This is a genomic window from Wenyingzhuangia sp. IMCC45467, assembly GCF_054111205.1.
Window position 1 is genome coordinate 2,644,724 of sequence record NZ_CM134196.1, and the last position, 18,148, is coordinate 2,662,871.

Consider the following 18,148-nt stretch of genomic DNA (forward strand, 5'->3'; position numbering starts at 1 on the left):
ATGCACTGGGAACAATTATTATCACTAAAAAGAGCAGGCGATACCAACGGACGATTTAGAAAAGATCAAGATGAAATAAGATTAGGGTTTGAGGTAGATTTTGATAGAATTGTATTCTCATCAGCATTTAGAAGTTTACAAGACAAAACACAAGTAATTCCTTTGTCTGATACAGATTTTGTGCACACAAGGTTAACGCATAGTATGGAGGTTTCTGTGGTAGGGCGTTCTTTGGGTAGAATTGTAGGAAAACAGTTGTTAGAAAAACATCCATATTTAAAAGAATTAGGCTATACTTTTAACGATTTTGGAGCCATTGTAGCCGCAGCAGCATTGTCTCATGATATTGGAAATCCTCCTTTTGGGCACAGTGGAGAAAAATCTATTGGAGAATATTTTAACTCTGGAGCAGGGCAAAAGTTTCAGAAAGAATTGTCTGAAAAAGAATGGCAAGATTTAATTGATTTTGAAGGAAATGCCAACGGGTTTAAAATTTTAACCCAAGATGGTTTAGGAGTAAAAGATGGTCTAAGATTATCATATGCTACCTTAGGAGCTTTTATGAAATATCCTAAAGAATCTTTACCTAAAAAAGCTACCAAACATATTGTAGATAAAAAGTTTGGCTTCTTTCAATCGGAAAAAGAAAAATTTGTTGATGTTGCCGAAACCTTAGGGCTAAAGACCATGAGAGCGGGGAATGATGTAACTTATTACAGGCATCCATTGGCTTATTTGGTAGAAGCTGCTGATGATATTTGCTATACCATTATTGATTTTGAAGACGGAATTAATCTTGGTTTGGTTGATGAAGAATTTGCTTTAGAATACATGATTAAGTTGGTACAAGACAAAATTGATATTAAAAAATACCATTCGCTAGGACTTAAAAAAGACAGAGTAAGCTATTTAAGAGCATTGGCTATTAGTACTTTAATTAATGAAGCTGCTAATATGTTTATAAACAACGAAGAAAGTATTTTAAACGGTACTTTTGAAAAATCATTATTAGATAAATGTAAATATGAAGCACAAATTAATGATATCATTAAGTTGAGTGTTGATAAAATTTATAACAGTAGAAGTGTTATAGAAAAAGAAGTAGCGGGTTACAAAATTATAGCAGATTTGTTAGATGTATTTATAAATGCAGTCAATAATTCGCATTTAGGAAAGGCATCTAACTATGATAAATTAACTTTAATGATGTTGCCTCAAGAATTTAAAAACCCATCAGATAGTTTGTACGTACGTATTATGAGCGTAAGTTCATATGTGGCGGGAATGTCTGATAGTTATGCAATTTTAGTTCATAAAAAAATTAGCGGGGTCATTATGTCATAAATAGAAATATAAACTATCTTCATAAAAAACAAATAATGACTAAAAAAGTACTTTATATATTATTCTTAACCATTATTTGTGTTGTCACAGCTATTGTTTACGATTATAATCATGTTACAAGGAAAGAATATGCTAAAATGATAGCAGCATATTCTCATGATAAAAAACATAGCTCATATAAAAATGAAAAGCAAGGTGAAGGTGAAAAAGAGGGAGAATTACCTCCAAACGAATATTTTAAAAGACAATATTCATTGGAAATGAATCCTAGAACAGGAAAAACATCACCAGAAAATATTGAAGCATTAAAGCAAAAGAAGACATCACAAGTTAAGTTTTTTAAAGTTCCAGGAGAAAGCAATGAAATGGCTTGGGTAGAAAGAGGTCCAGACAATATTGGAGGGAGAACAAGAGTGTTGTTTTTTGACCCTAATGATGTAACAGGAAAAAGAGTTTTTGCAGGTGGTGTTTCTGGTGGTTTGTGGGTAAATAATAATATTACAGATGTAAATTCTCTATGGACTCAAGTAGGGATTGATGAAAACTTATCTATTACTTGTTTTGCCATAGATCCAAATGATGCTAATATTTGGTATATAGGTACAGGAGAATCTTTTACGCATAACGATGGTACAGGAAATGGCTTGTGGATATCAACAAATGGGGGGAGTACTTGGCAACAAATGATTTCTGTAAACTTTGACAATAGTGAAATTGCAAGAACATATTTTATCAATAAAATTATAGCATGGAACAATGCAGGAACTACCGAATTGTTTGTTGCTTTTGACGGGGCTTTTGATTATGACTTTGTAGGTTATGGCTTTTCAGGTTGGTTTAAATTAAACAACAATACTGGTTCTTTTTCTAGAGTTGATTTTAATGTACCTGTTGAAAACACACCTTATGTTTTTAGTGATGTTGAGGTTGCGGTTGATAATTCTATGTGGTTTGCTACTAAAAATAATGTGTATGGTCATGGTGGAGGAAAAATTTTTAGAAGTACTGATGGTGTTAATTTTACCGAAAAGCATACTTTTTCCAATGGAGCTAGAGTAGAGCTAACGGTTTCTAAACAAAATGCAAATGTAATATATGCAATTGCTGAAGTAAGCGAAGGAGTAGAACTGGTGAAAACTATTAACGGAACAGATTTTAATCAAATATCCAAACCGAATGATGTTGATGCTGATATTTCTGCAAACGATTTTACCAGAGGACAAGCTTTTTATGATTTAATGTTAGAGGTAGATCCAAACAATGATAATATACTTTATGCAGGAGGAATAGATTTATTTAGATCTACCAATGCAGGAGCTAATTGGAGTCAAATTTCTAAATGGTCTAACAATAACAACTTAAGTGGTCTCAATGTTTCTTTGGTTCATGCAGATCAACATGCTTTAACCTTTAACCCTTTAAATAGCAACCAAGGAGTTTTTGGAAATGATGGAGGTGTTTATTATAGTAGTAATTTAAGTAGTGCCGGAAATAGCAATACAGCAATATCAAACACTAACAAAAACTATAATGTAACTCAATTGTATTCAGCAGCCATTGGACAAGATAAAAACAACGAAACATTTTTAGGAGGAGCACAAGACAATGGTTCTTTGTTTGTTTCTGGAGCAAATGTAGGTATTAATTCTTATAGTGATTTGTATGGAGGAGATGGTGCTCAAGTTTTTGTTGATAAAGATGGAGATTATGCTATTGTTTCTTATGTGTACAACACTTATAGTGCTCAGCCATTGCCAGTTGTAAGTTTAAATAGTCAAATTGAAATTGCTGAAGATCAGGATAGTGGAGATTTTATAAATATTGCTGATTTAGACGATCATTTAGATATTTTATACACCAATGGAACAAATGATTCAGGGGAAAAAATATCAAGATTTACAAATTTAACCACCTCACCAGTAAGACAAAATTTTACTAGTAACTTGTTATCAGAGTCACCAACGGCTATAAAAGTTTCTCCTTTTACTACAACATCATCAACCGTTTTTATTGGTACAGAAACTGGAGTAATGTTAAAAGTTACAGGATTTAATACTAATAGTCCTGTATGGAATAATATTGATGTTTTGGAAACAATTAATGTTGGTGCCATTTCTGATATTGCTTTTGGAAAAAATGAAGATGAAATAGTAGTAACTCTTCATAATTACGGAATTAATAATATTTACTATACTTCTGATGGTGGTGTGAATTGGAGAGAAAAAGATGGAAACTTACCTGATATTCCTACCAAAGCAGTTTTAATGAATCCTTTAGATGAAAACGAAGTCATTGTTGGGACTAATTTTGGTGTTTGGAGTACAGATAATTTTATGGACAATACTCCCGATTGGATACGTTCTCAAAACGGAATGTCTAGTGTAAAGGTTACTCAGTTTGATACACGAACTTCTGATAATACCGTAATTGCATCTACTTATGGTAGAGGTTTTTTTACAGGTCAGTTTGCAGGTGATGATTTGTCTATTGCTGAAAATGTTGAAGCAAATAATGATTTGCAAATGAGCTCTGTGGTTAAACAGGGAATTTTAGAAATTAAATCTTTATCAAAATTAACTCAAATAGTTCATGTTTCTATTTACAGACCAGATGGAGCTATATTACTCTCAAAGGAGTTAAATTTTAAGATGGATAATAGTCATACCGTAGAAGTACCTTTTCAAGCAGGGGTGTATATAGTAACTTTATCTTATGGAAATAAGCACACTTCTAAAAAAATAATTATTATTAATTAAAACACATAAGTAACACCTACTCCTAGTATTTGTTTTAGCTGTACTTTTGGACCTGTTTGTGTTCCATCGGACTCTAATATTTTAGAATCATCATCATATAAAAGATGAGAACCAATTTTTGCTTGAATATATTGGTTTACTTTCATATCAACATTTAATTCAATGTCAGTATCCACGTTTCCAAATTTGTCTAAATAATCAGAATAAAAAGAACTTTTAAGGTTAAAGTTAATGTTTTCCATAATGGTGGTTTGGTACTCTAACTTTACAAGTGCACCAAGTTCAGAATAAATATTTTCACCCTTTTTAATAATGTTTCCATCGGCATCTTTAACAGCAGGAGTAACCCCAAAAGCTCCTTTATCAGCCAAATCTTGATTCAATACAAATGTAACCTGATTGGTTAGAGGAGAAATATGAAGTTTAAAAAGATTGTCATTATCTGTATAAAGTCCACCAACCCCTATACGCATACGAGCTGGAGCAAAAAAGTTAGAAATAACAGTAGTTCTATCACTACCTTTATAACCATTAAAAAATTGAGTTGTTAAGTTAAATTCGCCAGAGTAATACCATTTAGATTCTATACCTGATTTGTAACTAAAAGCAGACTTTAAGTCAATAACATCATCTGTTTTTTTAGAATGTTCGGCACCATTTTCTTTACTAAGACCATATTTTAAAGTTATACCATTGGCCCAATAGAGTCTTCCTTTTTTGTAATTATAATCACCTTTAAAAGAAGTAATTCCTGCAATACTATTGTTTCCTCCTTTTGTCCAGTTAATAAAAGATGTCTGAGTTAAAAGTAGTCCTGGTTTGTTGGTAAAGGTCCAATATTTTGGTTTAGAACTTTCTTTTAAAATATCTTTAATACTGTCTTTTTTTGGACTGTTTTTATGAATTATAGAGTCTTGATTGCTTTTGTGAAAAACCTTGTTTAATTTACTTTTAAGCTTTGCGATACTTTCAGGTGTAGGAATAGTATCCATAGAACTTACTGAAGCATGGCTGTAATTGCTACAAATACAGAAGATTAGAATCATTAATAAACGATCCATATGTTTTTTTTTATCATATAAATGTGTCAAAAAATATGCCATTATAAAGTTGATAAAATTGTGTTTAATATTGATGCCTCATCAATGTTAGCTATTGCTTTTAATTCTTGTGTTTTACCGTGTTCAATAAAGTAATCTGGAATTCCTTTAATTACTATTCTAGATTGATATTCATGTTTGGCAGCAAACTCTAAAATAGCAGAACCAAATCCTCCGCTAATAACTCCATCTTCATAGGTAATAATGTTAGAATATTTAGAAAAAATATGATGTAGCAATTGATTATCTAACGGTTTTATAAACTGCATATTGTAATGCCCTACTTTATCTTTTTCTTCTTGATTTAATTTATTCATGGCAAAGTTAATAATATTGCCAATAGTACCAATACTTAGAATTGCAGTTTTATTCCCTTCTTTTAAAATACGTCCTTTACCTATAGAAATATCTGTAAAAGGTTGTTTCCAGTTTACATTTTCACTCAATCCTCTTGGATAACGAATGGCAATAGGACTGTTTAAACCTTTTTGTGCTGTGTACATAATGTTTCTTAAATCCACCTCATTCATTGGTGCGTAGAGAATTAAATTTGGAATACAACGTAAAAAAGGAATGTCAAAAACACCATGATGAGTGGCTCCATCATTCCCAACCAAACCAGCTCTGTCTAAACAAAATATAACAGGGAGTTTTTGTATGGCAACATCGTGAATTACTTGGTCGTAGGCTCTCTGTAAAAAAGTTGAATAAATATTACAAAAAGGAATTAGTCCTTCTTTTGCCATTCCTGCAGCTAAAGTAACGGCGTGTTGTTCTGCAATTCCTACATCAAAAGCTCTATGGGGCATTTGGGCAATCATGTATTTTAGTGAACTTCCTGTGGGCATTGCTGGAGTAATTCCTACAATTTTAGGATTTTGTTCTGCCAATTCTATAATGGTATGTCCAAATACATCTTGATATTTAGGTGGGGTAATATTATCTTTTGAGGTAATTCTATCTCCGGTTTTAGCATTAAATTTTCCAGGAGCATGATAAGTTATTTGATCTTCTTCTGCTTTTTTTAATCCCTTTCCTTTAGTAGTTACAATGTGTAAAAACTTAGGTCCTTCTATGTTTTTAAGTCTATTTAATTCTGTTATTAATGTTGGTAAATCATGTCCATCAATAGGGCCAGAATAATCAAAGTTTAAGGCTTCAAAAATATTGTCTCTATCAGATTCTTTTCCGTTTTTAGTTTTGGTTAAATAATCTTTTAACGCCCCTATACTAGGGTCAATACCAATGGCATTGTCATTTAAAATAACTAGTAAATTTGCATTGGTAACGCCTGCATGGTTTAAGGCTTCAAAAGCCATACCTGAGGCAATGGAGGCATCTCCAATTACGGCAATGTGATGTTGTTTTGTGTTACCTTGAATTTGAGCAGCCATGGCCATTCCTAAAGCTGCTGATATAGAAGTTGAAGAATGTCCTGTACCAAAAGCATCATATTCACTTTCAAAAATATTTGGAAAACCAGAAATTCCGTTTAATCTTCTATTGGTGTCAAAAACATCTCTCCTACCAGTTAATATTTTATGTCCGTAAGCTTGGTGACCAACATCCCAAATTAATTTATCATGTGGAGTATTAAAAATATAATGAATGGCAATGGTTAATTCTACCACCCCCAAGCTAGCCCCTAAATGCCCTTCTTTGGTAGCAACAACATTAATAATAAAAAGTCTTAATTCCTGAGCTAATTGTTGTAGTTCCAGTTCGGATAACTGTTTTAAATTTTTGGGGCTATTAATGCTGTCTAGTATTTTTTTCACAAAGCAAAATTACATATTTTATTGCTCTTCCAATAAAAAACTATTTTCAATTAAACTTGTTTAATAAATGGTCGTAAAATTTTGTCTAATTTTCAATATTAAAATATTTGATTATTTTTGATGTTGTTAACAAATAAAACCTTTTATAATTGTGAAAAAAGAAATGAAATTATTAAAATTTTTAGCTATTCTTATTGTTGCCATTTTTACTTCAGTAGCGTGTACTAATAGTGATGATAATGATGAAAAAGATACTAGTAAATTCCCTAGTGAAACAGAAGTTCCAACCGATGTAAATGATATTAACCCAGGTACTGATGAACAGGAGGATGTTCCAGAAGGAGGGCTTTCCATTGTAGGGTATTGGATCCAAACAAGTGAAATTCATAATGGAAGTGAAAATGATAATATTGAATGCCCTATAGAATTGAAATTAGATCATAAAAAAATAGTATCGATACATTATATGTATGATGAGAATGCTCAAGATTGTGTTGTAGATGAAGATGACGGAGCATTAGCTGCGTATAATAGAGATGGCAATAAATTATACTTAACATTGTCTGGAGGAGGAAGAGATGAGTTAACTGTTGAGGTATCTGAAAACGAATTGCACCTTTCTGGAACTGACGAAGATGGTACTTGGACAGATGTTTTTATGAGAAATCAACAATAGTTATTGTTTAAAATAATCTATATTTAGGCTTACATTTTTGTAAGCCTTTTTATGTTAACTGGTATTAATACTTTTGTATGATAAATCCTTTTGATGATGACTATTTTATGAAAAAAGCTTTAGATGAAGCTTATATGGCTTTCGATAAAGGTGAAGTTCCTGTGGGGGCTGTAATTGTGATGAATAATCAGATTATTGCAAGAGGTCATAATTTAACAGAACAATTAAATGATGTAACTGCCCATGCAGAAATGCAAGCTTTTACAGCTGCATCTAACTTTTTAGGAGGAAAATATTTACAAGACTGTACTCTGTATGTAACTTTAGAACCTTGTCAAATGTGTGCTGGAGCAAGTTATTGGACACAGATAGGTAAAATTGTTTACGGTGCATCTGATCTACAAAGGGGGTATTCAAAACTAAACACTCTGTTACATCCTAAAACAGAAATGGTCTCGGGGATTAGAGAAGAGGAGTGTAGTAAATTGCTAAAAGATTTCTTTTTGTCAAAAAGAGATTTAAACTAATCTTCAATCTTACTTGTATTAGGGTCATTATGTTTTAAAGAATATTTGGTCAAATCTTTTCCTTTATACCTGTGGTATATAAACAAAGGCATTAATACAAATGTTAAGGTAATGACTCCAAACCCCATAAATTTTGGACTTTTTTCATCGTTTACGATATAAAAATATCCTCCAATAGCCCATAAAACCAATACCAATAACAGTAAAATTTTTAATAATATCTTCATATTCATTCTTTAATGAGTCTTTCAAAATTAGCTAATTTGGATGGAAATCTAATCATAGTTCTCATGAAGTTTAATATTAGGATTCCCGCTGTTTTTTTTGTTCTTTTATGTGTGTTGATGTCTTGTCAGCAAAAATTTAAAAACTCAGAAATGATTATCATAGCACACAGAGGGGCTTCTGGTTATTTACCAGAACATACTTTGCCTGCCAAAGCTTTGGCTTATGGTATGCATCCTGATTTTTTAGAGCAAGATGTAGTGTTGACAAAAGATGATGTTCCTATAGTGATTCATGATATTCATTTAGAAACGACCACCAACGTTGCCGAGGTTTTCCCTGATAGAAAAAGGGAAGATGAAAAGTTTTATGTAATTGATTTTACTTGGGAAGAATTACAACTTTTAAACGTTACAGAAAGGTTTGATGATAAAACCAAGCAAACAGTTTATCCAAATAGATTTCCTGCTAATAAGTCAAGTTTTAGGTTGCATACTTTGGTACAAGAAATAGAAATGATTCAGGGTTTAAACAAGTCTATGCAACAAAACATAGGGGTGTATGTAGAAATTAAAGAACCAAGTTTCCATAGAAATGAAGGTAAAGATATTTCTAATATTGTTTTACAAGTTCTTTCAGCTTATGGTTATAAAACCTTAGAGGATAACTGTATTTTACAATGCTTTGATGCCGTTGAACTCAAAAAAATAAGAAAGGAATATTATTCTGAATTATTTTTAGTGCAGTTGTTAGAAATAGGGTATTCTGATGAAGCTTTTAAAGGGAAATCACCCAAACAAATAGTGGAAGAAATTGCTAAATACGCAAACGGAATAGGACCTTGGTATAAGCAAATTATAGAGGGGAAAGATCACGTTAATGGATTTGAAAATTTAATAGAACTAGCACATCAACAAAATTTAAAAGTCCATGCATTTACTTATAGAGCTGATGACTTAGGCATGTTTTCTACTTTTAATGGTTTGTTAAAAAATGCTAAAGATGAATTAAAATTAGATGGAATCTTTACTGATTTTCCAGACAAAGCAGTACGCTATTTTAAGCAATAGTATCACTCGCTTGAATTAATTTTCTTCTATAAGCGTTTAATAATCTAGATTTAGAAATAAATCCGTAGTATTTGTCATCTTTAATAACGGGTAAGTTCCAGGCACCTGAAGTTTTAAATTTTTCCATAATTACTTCCATAGAATCTTTATCGTAATCAATTACATCTTCAGGAGCTGTCATTAAATCTCTTACAAAAGTAGTGTCGTGTAAATCGGTATTAAACATAATAGATCTAATGTCATCCATGTGTAATAACCCTATTAGTTCTTTGTCTTTATTTACAACGGGAAAGTTATTTCTTTTAGATTTTACAATTACTTTATGAGCCAATTCACCCAAAGTCATGCTGGGTTTAATCACAATAAAATCTTTTTCAATTACTTTATTGATGTTCATTAATACCAGTACACTTTTATCTTTATCATGAGTTAATAACTGTCCTTTTTTAGCCAAAGCAGCTGTATAAATATTATAAGGAATAAACCTCTTGGTGATTAAAAAAGAGATAGAAGAAACGGTCATTAATGGTAAAAATAATTCGTACCCCCCTGTAATTTCTGCTATTAAAAATATAGCTGTTAGTGGAGCTTGTAAAACCCCAGCTAATAATCCTGCCATACCAACCATGGCAAAATTACTTAGAGATAAGCTGCTTGTTGCAATTTTTAAATGGTTAACAATGGTGGCTACTAAATAACCAGAAACACTACCAATAAATAATGCAGGAGCAAAAACTCCACCAATACCTCCGGCACCAAAAGTTAATGCCATAGCAATGACTTTAAAAACAATAAGTCCTAGTAGTAAACCTACAATCACCCATATGTTTTCTGCAGCTGAGTTAAAAATATTGTTTTCTAAAATACGAGAGGCATCTCCCATTAACACACTATTCATAGTGTCAAAACCTTCACCAAATAAAGGGGGGATAAAGTAAACTATAATTCCTATTAAAGTTCCTCCTAACAATAATCTGTAGAGTTGATTGTCTATTTTTTTAAAGAAACTATCCATCCAAAAATAGACTTTGGTAAAATAAATAGATACAAAAGAACAACCAATTCCTAAAGTGATGTAATATGCAATATCATTTAACTCAAAATTATCTTTAATTTCAAAATGTAATAGGACTTCATCACCTAAAAAAAAGTATGAAGTTAATACGGCAGAAATAGAAGCTAATAATAGGGGAATCATTGAAATCATGGTCAATTCTAGACTAAAAATTTCAACAGCAAATACAATAGCGGTTACTGGAGCTTTAAAAATACACGAAACGGCTCCTGCTGCAGCACAAGCAACTAACAAGGTTCTAGAGCGTTGGTCTAAGTGAAACAATCTAGCTACGTTAGATCCAATAGCTGCACCAGTAGTTACAGTAGGTCCTTCTAGTCCTACAGAACCTCCAAAACCAACCGTTAATGGAGAGGTAATAAGAGAAGCCCACATTTGATAACGATAAATAATAGATTCTCTTTTAGAAATAGAATACAATACAGAAGGAATACCATGGCTCATTTTTTTTCTTACAACAAATCGAATAACGAGTAATGTTAAACCAATTCCTATAATCGGAAAAATAAAATAAAAACCCTTGTGTACATCTTTAATAAATCCTGTTTCAAGAATTACAAATATGTAATGGGTTAGGTTTTTTAAGGTTACGGCAGATATTCCAGCTAATAAACCAATAAGTACACTTAAAATGTAAAGAAAATTTTCTGCAGAAATATGTTTGTATTTCCATATCAGAAATTGATTTAATAAACTCCTTTTTCTATGAGGCATGCCTATTGTTTTTTAGGAGGTGCTAAGATAAGGTTTATTGGTAGAATAGCACAGAAGTGTTTATGCTTGAACAGGACATTTTTTACAATGACTTTTCCCTTTTTTCTTATATTTTTTACAGCACTTTTTCTTTTTGTCTTTTGCTAAATATGCAAAGCAACACCCAGAATATACAGGTGTAGAGACTTCTTCAACGGTTCTTTCTAACATGATTTGCACTGATTAAGTATCTTAAAATCAGTGCAAATATAATATTTATTTTAAATAAATCTAAATTAGTTATTGGTTTTGAGCATTTATTTCTGTTTGAGCAACAATACCTTCTATGTCTTTGTCAAATAAATAAGTACCACTTTTATCGTCTCCAATAATTTTTAATTTATCTAAAATTGTTCTAGCCAATGCTTCTTCTTCAGCTTGTTCTGCAACGTACCATTGTAAAAAGTTATGTACGGTGTAGTTTTTTTCTTCTAAAGTTTGAAATACCAAATGATTGATACTTTCGGTTACAGTTTCTTCACTTTCTAAAAATAAGGTGAACAATTCGTGTAAATCTTTAAAAGTGTCTTTTGGAGCATCTAAACTTGGAATGTTGGCTTTTCCTCCACGTTCGTTTACAAACTTTACCAATTTAAGCATGTGTGTTCTTTCTTCTTCTGATTGGTTGTAAAAGAATCCTGCTACTCCATTATATCCAATAACTTCAGCCCATGTAGCCATAGCTAAGTACTTCATAGAAGCATTGGCTTCTAATTTTATTTGTGTGTTTAACGCGTTTTCAATAGTTTCTGATAACATAATTTTTGTGGGTTTAAAAATTAAAAGAAACTCTTCAAAACAATAAAATCAAGTGTTATGATGTAGAATTGTATTGAAGAGCTAGTGTAAATTTAATGAACTAAGTGTTTGATTACAACTTATTCCTTAGGAACTGTAACATTTATATTTAATTCGGATAGAACTTCATTAGAAACAACAGCCGGAGCGTTGATCATTACATCTCTACCTGAATTGTTTTTAGGGAAGGCAATAAAATCTCTAATGGTTTCTTGTCCTCCTAAAATAGCAACCAATCTGTCTAAACCAAAAGCCAAACCTCCGTGAGGTGGTGCTCCGTATTCAAATGCATTCATTAAAAATCCGAATTGCTCTTTGGCTTCTTCAGGAGTAAATCCTAAATGTTTAAACATAATTTCTTGAGTATTTCTATCAAAAATTCTAATAGAACCTCCTCCAATTTCGTTTCCGTTTAAAACCAAATCGTATGCATTGGCTCTTACTTTACCTGGATCAGTATCTAATAAAGAGAAATCTTCTTCTTTTGGACTGGTAAAAGGATGGTGCATTGCGTGGTATCTTTCGGTTTCTTCATCCCATTCTAATAAAGGAAAATCAACAACCCATAATGGGGCAAATTCATCTGCTTTTCTCAATCCTAAACGTTCTGCTAACTCCATACGTAGGGCAGAAAGTTGAGCTCTTGTTTTGTTTGCAGATCCAGATAATACACAAATTAAATCTCCTGGTTTAGCTCCAGTTGCTTTTGCCCAAGCAGCCAAATCTTCTTGATCATAAAACTTATCTACAGATGATTTAAAAGTACCATCTTCGTTACATTTTACATAAACCATTCCTAAAGCACCTACTTGTGGACGTTTTACCCATTCGATTAATTTATCGATTTCTTTACGTGTGTAGCTTCCTCCATTTGGAACAGCAATTCCTACAACTAATTCGGCATCGTTAAATACTTTAAAATCTTTGTGTTGAGCAATGGCGTTTAATTCTCCAAACTCCATTCCAAAACGGATGTCTGGTTTGTCGTTACCGTAAGTTTTCATGGCATGCTCAAATGTCATTCTTGGAAATTCTCCAATTTCTACATTGTTCACTTTCTTAAGTAAATGACGAGTTAAACCTTCAAAAATATTTAAGATATCTTCTTGCTCTACAAAAGCCAATTCGCAGTCAATTTGTGTGAATTCTGGTTGTCTGTCGGCACGTAAATCCTCATCACGGAAACATTTTACAATCTGAAAATATTTATCCATTCCTCCAACCATTAGCAATTGCTTAAAGGTTTGTGGAGATTGGGGTAAGGCATAAAACTCGCCCTCGTTCATTCTACTTGGTACAATAAAATCACGAGCACCTTCTGGAGTAGATTTTATTAAATAAGGAGTTTCTACCTCAATAAAATCTTGATTAGATAAATAGTTACGAACTTCCTGAGCTACTTTACTTCTAAAAATCAAGTTATTTTTAACAGGGTTTCTACGAATGTCTAAATATCTGTATTTCATACGGATGTCTTCACCCCCGTCTGTATCATCTTCTATTGTAAAAGGAGGAAGTTTTGCCTCGTTTAAAATAGTAAGTTCCTTTACCAATACTTCTATTTCTCCGGTAGCAATATTTTTATTTTTTGCTTCACGTTCAATTACAGTTCCTTGTACTTGAATCACAAATTCTCTTCCTAAAGTTTTGGCTTTGTCTAGAATTTCTTTTGGAGTTCTATCTTCATCAAAAATAAGTTGTGTAATTCCGTATCTATCACGTAAATCTACCCAAACCATAAACCCTTTGTCTCTAGATTTTTGTACCCATCCTGATAAGGTTACTTCTTGGTTTTTATTTTCAATTCTTAATTCTCCGTTGTTGTGACTTCTGTACATTTTATGCTTTAATTTAAAGGGGCAAAGTTACTTTTTTAATTCGATGTCTGAAAGGCTAAATAATATAGTATAACAATTCTAAAATATTATTCTTTGGGATTGTTTTGTTGTGCTAATAAATCTCTAATTTCTGTTAACAATTGTTCCGATGAGGGTTTTTTAACCTTTGGTTCTTCTTTTTTCTTTGTTTTTTCGTAGGCTTTTACAAAAATGTAAATGACAAAACCAATAATTACAAAATCAATAATAGCTTGTAAAAAGTTACCATAAGTTAAAACAGCAGCATCAGCTTGTTTTGCTTGTGCCAAAGTATCGTATTGTCCTTTTCCTAAAACAATAAATAAATTGGCAACGTTTTTATCGCCTAAAAACAACCCAACAATAGGCATTAAAATATCTGCAGCCAAAGAGCTTACAATGGTTTTAAAAGCTCCACCAATAATTACAGCCGTTGCCAAACTAACAATATCGCCTTTCATTAAAAAGGCTTTAAAATCTTTGAAAAAAGTCAATGTTTTGGTTTTTAGTTCACTCATATTATAATTTCTTAATGAATAAATGTTCTTCGAATTCTTTGAGCCATGGCAGTTAATATTTCATAAGAAATGGTGTGACAAATGCTAGCAAATTCTTCTACTGTTTGTTGATTGTTAAAAATAATCACTTCATCACCTTCTTTACAATCAATATGGGTTACGTTTACTAGTATCATGTCCATACAAACATTTCCAGAAGTGTAAGCTTTTTGTCCGTTAATAGTTACGTAACCATTTCCACAACCCAAAGGTCTAGAAAAACCATCGGCATGACCAATAGGAATGATGGCGATTTTTTCATCTTTTTGAGCGGTAAAAGCCATGTTATAACTTACATTGTCTCCTTTGTGCACAGTTCTTATTTGTGAAATGACAGATTTTAAAGTGATGACATTTTTTAGGGCAGCTGTTTCTTGAGCATCGTTACCAAAACCATACAAACCAATTCCCATTCTTACCATATCAAAATGTGCATTAGGGTAATTAATCACTCCCGAAGTATTGCTCATATGCACTATAAAGTGGTGTTTTAGTTTTGAACGTAAGGACGTGATAATATTGGTGAAAATTGTAATCTGTTTTTCGGTAAATGCTTTTTCGTTTAAGTCTTCACTAGCGGCAATGTGTGAAAATGCCGAAACTACTTTAACATGTTTGTTGTTTTCTATCAAGGAGTGCAACTCGTCAACTTCATCAGTATTAAATCCTAATCTGTTTAGTCCAGAATTGAATTTTAAGTGAATAGGATATTCTTGTAGCTTTTGTTCCTTGGCAAAAGCAATAAACTGTTTTAGTGTATAAAGTGAATAAATATTAGGTTCAAGTTGATGTTTAATTAATAAAGCATAATTAGTAACTTGAGCATGTAGTACTAAAATAGGTGTTTTTATTCCGTTTTCTCTTAGTGCAATTCCTTCATCGGCATAGGCTACACCAAAATAATTCACTCCTTCTTTCTCTAATGTTTTAGCAATGGTTACGGGTTCTAAACCATAAGAAAATGCCTTAACTACAGCTAAGGTTTTAGTGTTCTTACTAGTTTTGTTTTTTAAATAATTAAAATTATGCTTAAGGGCGGATAAGCTAATTTCTAGTTGGGTAACATGGTGGTTTTGCATGCTAATTGTTTTTGTTGTTTGCTTTGTAAAAAGCAGCTCTACTTAGGGGTTCGTAATTTTCATTTTCGCCCAACATTACCAATTTTTCATTGTTGTTTTTTCTGTGGCTATAATTTGCTAAATTTCCTGTTTCTGTACATATAGCGTGTACTTTGGTTACATATTCTGCAGTGGCCATTAAGTTGGGCATAGGTCCAAAAGGTTTTCCTTTAAAATCCATATCTAAACCAGCAACAATCACTCTAATTCCTCTGTTGGCTAAATCGTTACAAACAGTTACAATTTCATCATCAAAAAATTGAGCCTCATCAATACCAACAACATCTACATTGTTTGCAAGCAATCTTATATTGGCGGCTGCTGGTACAGGAGTAGAGCGAATGTGATTTTCGTCATGTGATACCACGTTTTCATCATCATAACGTGTATCTACTGTGGGTTTAAAAATTTCTATTCGCTGTTTTGCAATTTGGGCACGTCTTAATCTGCGAATTAATTCTTCGGTTTTACCGGAGAACATAGATCCACAAATGACTTCTATCCATCCAAATTGTTCTTTATGGTTTACGGTGTTTTCAAGAAACATTTTGTATTTTTATCGATGTTAGTTTATCTATTAGATGCTAATGAATAGCAAAAGATAAGTGTACAAATTTATCAAATAAACTCTTACTCTCTAATCTAAATTTATCAAAGTATTTATGCAAAAAAAATTAGAAGCAGAATTAGTGAGCATTGCTCACAGTATTTTGCAAATGAAAAATAGAGACGATTTAAAAGCTTTAAAACAAAAGGCTTACCAAACATATGAAAAACTTGCAGTACTGTCTTATATAGAAGACTTTGTTAGAGAAACCCCTCAAAACACCAAATCTGTAGAAGAATTGGTAGAGGAAACATTTTCTGAGATTAAACAAGAGCTTGTAGAAAAAGCTGAAACTCCTGTAGTTGTGGTTGAAAAAACAGATCAGTCTGTAGTAGAAGTTGATGAGCTTTCGGAATTGGTGAATGCTGAACAAGTAGATGAAGTTTTAGAAGTTGACAATGCAGAGCCTAAAGAAATTATTGAAGAGGAATTATTTAAAAATACAACTGAAGAAAAAATAATTGAAGATGATAAAATTGATGATAAGGCAGCAGGAGTGTCTTTAGATTTGTTTGCTAGGGTAGAAGATAATGAAGAAAAATCTAATACTTTACAGTCTTCTTTAGAAAAAGAATTTGGAACTACGGTTTCTTTGGATGTAGCTACAGATATGTTTGAAAACGCCACACGTGTACCCCAAAAAAAATCTATTAATGATGTGGCGATGAACAAAAAAAATTTACAGATAGATTTAAATGATAGAATTGCTTTTGTAAAACATTTGTTTGATAATAGTCAAGAAGATTTTAATAGAGTTGTTTCACAATTAAATACCATGTCCTCAGAAAAAGAGGCTTTATCTTTCTTAAAAATGATAAAAAAGGACTATAATTGGGGCGGAAAAGAAATCTATGAAGATAGGTTGATGTTGTTAATAGAACGAAAATTTAATTAAAAGAGAAGAATGAGTTTAAAAGCAGAAGATTTTAATAACATATTTGATGCTGTAATAGCTAAATATCATGTGGTTGATGATGTAGATCAACCTTTTGAAAATATTTATGATGCTAGTACATTAGAGCATTTGTTATATAGAAAATGTTGGATAGATACAGTACAATGGCATTACGAAGATATTATTCGTTTACCAGATATTAATCCCACTGAGGCTTTGACTTTGAAAAGAAAGATTGATGCTTCTAATCAGGATAGAACTGATATGGTTGAGTATGTAGATAGTTACTTTTTACAAAAATATACCGATGTAACTCCAAAATCAACAGCAAAAATTAACTCTGAAAGTCCAGCTTGGGCGATTGATAGATTGTCTATTTTGGCTTTAAAAATATATCATATGAATGAGGAGGTGATTCGTGAATCTGCCTCGGAAAGTCATAAAGAAGCATGTCAACAGAAATTAAACATTTTGCTAGAGCAAAGAGTAGATTTATCTACAGCTATTGATGATTTAATTTCAGATATAGAAAGTGGAGATAAATATATGAAAGTGTATAAGCAAATGAAAATGTATAATGATGATGAGTTAAATCCAATGTTATACAAACAAAAATAGATCCATAAAAAAACCGAGACATTGTCTCGGTTTTTTTATTGTGTTTTGCTAACCAATGCTTCAACAGTTTTTTTACTGTTTCCAACAAAAATTTCATTATCAATTATAGCTACTGGTCTTTTTAAGAAAGTATATTCGCTTAAAATATAATTTTTGTAGTCGTTTTCACTTAAGTTTTTATCTTTTAGGCCTTGTTCTTTGTATAGTCTTGCTCTTTTGTTAAATAATTCTTCGTATGAATTGGTAAGATTATACATTTCTTGTAATTGATCTGCTGTTACAAGACTACTTTTTATTTCTTGTAATTCAAACCCATCAAGATTTAATTGTTTTAAAATTCTTTTACAAGTATCGCAAGTTTTTAAGTGGTATATTTTTTTCATAATTGTAATGTC

General features: G+C 31.8%; 17 protein-coding genes. 7 read left to right on the top strand and 10 right to left on the bottom strand.

From position 1 onward, the window contains the following. Both ACXGQT_RS11370 and ACXGQT_RS11375 read left to right on the top strand, forming a co-directional pair. The gene (locus ACXGQT_RS11370) at nt 1–1,344 is read left to right on the top strand and encodes a deoxyguanosinetriphosphate triphosphohydrolase (RefSeq protein WP_457828717.1); all 1,344 of its coding nucleotides are present in this window, start codon (nt 1–3) and stop codon (nt 1,342–1,344) included. Between the two features lie 35 nt (nt 1,345–1,379). Continuing rightward, nucleotides 1,380–4,100 (top strand): T9SS type A sorting domain-containing protein, encoded by a 2,721-nt coding sequence (locus tag ACXGQT_RS11375; RefSeq protein ID WP_457828718.1) that lies wholly within the window; start codon nt 1,380–1,382, stop codon nt 4,098–4,100. Here ACXGQT_RS11375 and ACXGQT_RS11380 read toward each other — a convergent pair. Then, nucleotides 4,097–5,161 carry a DUF3078 domain-containing protein gene (locus ACXGQT_RS11380; RefSeq protein ID WP_457828719.1) on the bottom strand — a complete coding sequence of 355 codons (1,065 nt, stop codon included), beginning with the start codon at nt 5,159–5,161 and terminating at the stop codon, nt 4,097–4,099. The two genes, ACXGQT_RS11375 and ACXGQT_RS11380, sit on opposite strands and share 4 nt — an antisense overlap. Before the next feature lie 41 nt (nt 5,162–5,202). After that, complete coding sequence (locus ACXGQT_RS11385) at nt 5,203–6,978, bottom strand: 1-deoxy-D-xylulose-5-phosphate synthase (RefSeq protein ID WP_457828720.1); 1,776 nt, start codon at nt 6,976–6,978, stop codon at nt 5,203–5,205. Between the two features lie 163 nt (nt 6,979–7,141). Here ACXGQT_RS11385 and ACXGQT_RS11390 point away from each other — a divergent pair, with 163 nt between their 5' ends. Both ACXGQT_RS11390 and ACXGQT_RS11395 read left to right on the top strand, forming a co-directional pair. Further along, complete coding sequence (locus ACXGQT_RS11390) at nt 7,142–7,654, top strand: lipocalin family protein (RefSeq protein ID WP_457828721.1); 513 nt, start codon at nt 7,142–7,144, stop codon at nt 7,652–7,654. A 77-nt stretch (nt 7,655–7,731) separates the two neighbouring features. Beyond that, nucleotides 7,732–8,181, top strand: a complete 450-nt coding sequence (locus ACXGQT_RS11395; protein WP_457828722.1) for a nucleoside deaminase — start codon at nt 7,732–7,734, stop codon at nt 8,179–8,181. On the opposite strand, the gene ACXGQT_RS11400 is transcribed toward ACXGQT_RS11395, so the two are convergent. Beyond that, nucleotides 8,178–8,408: a hypothetical protein gene (locus ACXGQT_RS11400; protein WP_457828723.1), complete on the bottom strand. Its 231-nt coding sequence runs from the start codon at nt 8,406–8,408 to the stop codon at nt 8,178–8,180. The genes ACXGQT_RS11395 and ACXGQT_RS11400 overlap by 4 nt on opposite strands. A 117-nt stretch (nt 8,409–8,525) precedes the next feature. Here ACXGQT_RS11400 and glpQ point away from each other — a divergent pair, with 117 nt between their 5' ends. Continuing rightward, entirely contained in the window at nt 8,526–9,476 is a 951-nt protein-coding gene (gene glpQ, locus ACXGQT_RS11405) for a glycerophosphodiester phosphodiesterase (RefSeq protein ID WP_457830820.1), read from the top strand. Here the strand turns inward: glpQ and ACXGQT_RS11410 are convergent. The 6 genes from ACXGQT_RS11410 to ACXGQT_RS11435 form a co-directional block, all read right to left on the bottom strand. After that, the gene (locus ACXGQT_RS11410; RefSeq protein WP_457828724.1) at nt 9,466–11,265 is read right to left on the bottom strand and encodes a chloride channel protein; all 1,800 of its coding nucleotides are present in this window, start codon (nt 11,263–11,265) and stop codon (nt 9,466–9,468) included. The genes glpQ and ACXGQT_RS11410 overlap by 11 nt on opposite strands. 279 nt (nt 11,266–11,544) lie before the next feature. Beyond that, the gene (locus ACXGQT_RS11415; RefSeq protein ID WP_457828725.1) at nt 11,545–12,063 is read right to left on the bottom strand and encodes a ferritin; all 519 of its coding nucleotides are present in this window, start codon (nt 12,061–12,063) and stop codon (nt 11,545–11,547) included. Nucleotides 12,064–12,182: 119 nt separating this feature from the next. Further along, entirely contained in the window at nt 12,183–13,940 is a 1,758-nt protein-coding gene (gene aspS, locus ACXGQT_RS11420; protein ID WP_457828726.1) for an aspartate--tRNA ligase, read from the bottom strand. 86 nt (nt 13,941–14,026) lie between these two features. Then, the gene (mscL, locus tag ACXGQT_RS11425; RefSeq protein WP_457830821.1) at nt 14,027–14,452 is read right to left on the bottom strand and encodes a large conductance mechanosensitive channel protein MscL; all 426 of its coding nucleotides are present in this window, start codon (nt 14,450–14,452) and stop codon (nt 14,027–14,029) included. A gap of 35 nt (nt 14,453–14,487) precedes the next feature. Further along, nucleotides 14,488–15,594, bottom strand: coding sequence for an alanine racemase (gene alr, locus ACXGQT_RS11430; protein ID WP_457828727.1), 1,107 nt, complete (start codon nt 15,592–15,594; stop codon nt 14,488–14,490). A gap of 1 nt (nt 15,595) precedes the next feature. Next, nucleotides 15,596–16,180 (bottom strand): thymidine kinase, encoded by a 585-nt coding sequence (locus ACXGQT_RS11435; RefSeq protein ID WP_457828728.1) that lies wholly within the window; start codon nt 16,178–16,180, stop codon nt 15,596–15,598. Between the two features lie 115 nt (nt 16,181–16,295). Here ACXGQT_RS11435 and ACXGQT_RS11440 point away from each other — a divergent pair, with 115 nt between their 5' ends. Then, a complete protein-coding gene (locus ACXGQT_RS11440; protein ID WP_457828729.1) occupies nt 16,296–17,135 on the top strand; it encodes a hypothetical protein in 840 nt (279 codons plus the stop codon). Nucleotides 17,136–17,144: 9 nt separating this feature from the next. Beyond that, on the top strand, nt 17,145–17,753 hold the full coding sequence (locus tag ACXGQT_RS11445) for a DUF4254 domain-containing protein (RefSeq protein ID WP_457828730.1): 609 nt from the start codon (nt 17,145–17,147) through the stop codon (nt 17,751–17,753). A 35-nt stretch (nt 17,754–17,788) separates the two neighbouring features. Here ACXGQT_RS11445 and ACXGQT_RS11450 read toward each other — a convergent pair whose 3' ends face one another. Beyond that, nucleotides 17,789–18,136, bottom strand: a complete 348-nt coding sequence (locus ACXGQT_RS11450) for an arsenate reductase family protein (protein WP_457828731.1) — start codon at nt 18,134–18,136, stop codon at nt 17,789–17,791. Between the last annotated feature and the right edge of the window lie 12 nt (nt 18,137–18,148).

Bases quoted from the DNA above. Each gene is read 5' to 3' on its own strand.
- ACXGQT_RS11370 (WP_457828717.1), top strand. From the start codon at position 1: ATGCACTGGGAACAATTATTATCACTAAAAAGAGCAGGCGATACCAAC.
- ACXGQT_RS11375 (WP_457828718.1), top strand. From the start codon at position 1,380: ATGACTAAAAAAGTACTTTATATATTATTCTTAACCATTATTTGTGTT.
- ACXGQT_RS11380 (WP_457828719.1), bottom strand. From the start codon at position 5,161: ATGGATCGTTTATTAATGATTCTAATCTTCTGTATTTGTAGCAATTAC.
- ACXGQT_RS11390 (WP_457828721.1), top strand. From the start codon at position 7,142: ATGAAATTATTAAAATTTTTAGCTATTCTTATTGTTGCCATTTTTACT.
- ACXGQT_RS11395 (WP_457828722.1), top strand. From the start codon at position 7,732: ATGATAAATCCTTTTGATGATGACTATTTTATGAAAAAAGCTTTAGAT.
- ACXGQT_RS11400 (WP_457828723.1), bottom strand. From the start codon at position 8,408: ATGAAGATATTATTAAAAATTTTACTGTTATTGGTATTGGTTTTATGG.
- glpQ (WP_457830820.1), top strand. From the start codon at position 8,526: ATGTCTTGTCAGCAAAAATTTAAAAACTCAGAAATGATTATCATAGCA.
- ACXGQT_RS11410 (WP_457828724.1), bottom strand. From the start codon at position 11,265: ATGCCTCATAGAAAAAGGAGTTTATTAAATCAATTTCTGATATGGAAA.
- ACXGQT_RS11415 (WP_457828725.1), bottom strand. From the start codon at position 12,063: ATGTTATCAGAAACTATTGAAAACGCGTTAAACACACAAATAAAATTA.
- aspS (WP_457828726.1), bottom strand. From the start codon at position 13,940: ATGTACAGAAGTCACAACAACGGAGAATTAAGAATTGAAAATAAAAAC.
- alr (WP_457828727.1), bottom strand. From the start codon at position 15,594: ATGCAAAACCACCATGTTACCCAACTAGAAATTAGCTTATCCGCCCTT.
- ACXGQT_RS11435 (WP_457828728.1), bottom strand. From the start codon at position 16,180: ATGTTTCTTGAAAACACCGTAAACCATAAAGAACAATTTGGATGGATA.
- ACXGQT_RS11440 (WP_457828729.1), top strand. From the start codon at position 16,296: ATGCAAAAAAAATTAGAAGCAGAATTAGTGAGCATTGCTCACAGTATT.
- ACXGQT_RS11445 (WP_457828730.1), top strand. From the start codon at position 17,145: ATGAGTTTAAAAGCAGAAGATTTTAATAACATATTTGATGCTGTAATA.
- ACXGQT_RS11450 (WP_457828731.1), bottom strand. From the start codon at position 18,136: ATGAAAAAAATATACCACTTAAAAACTTGCGATACTTGTAAAAGAATT.